The 273-nt window shown below is 45.1% G+C and carries 1 pseudogene; it reads left to right on the top strand.

Annotated features, from left to right (window positions below):
• A pseudogene (locus B7C60_RS19260) lies at positions 1–198 on the top strand (methionine ABC transporter permease); the annotation flags it as partial.
• Positions 199–273 lie beyond the last annotated feature (75 nt).

The raw sequence follows: 273 nt of genomic DNA, 5'->3' as shown, positions 1-273 counted from the left end.
ACCTTAGTTACCCTGGTCAGCTATTCCGCTATGGCTGGTACGGTTGGCGGTGGCGGTTTAGGCGATGTGGCAATCCGTTACGGGTTCCACCGTTATGATGTCACGATTATGGCCGTGACGGTGGTTATGCTGATCGTTTTAGTACAAATCATTCAATCCATCGGTGATTTTCTCGTGCGCCGCGTTGATCACAAATAAGTAAAATATCGTTTTATAACAAGGAGAATAGATATGAAGTTGAACTTAAAAGGGCTATTGGCTGCTACAGTAGCT

This window comes from Vibrio fujianensis, assembly GCF_002749895.1.
GTDB classification, from domain to species: domain Bacteria; phylum Pseudomonadota; class Gammaproteobacteria; order Enterobacterales; family Vibrionaceae; genus Vibrio; species Vibrio fujianensis.
Note: the sequence above shows the minus strand (reverse complement) of the source record. Positions and strands in the feature narration are given on the sequence as shown.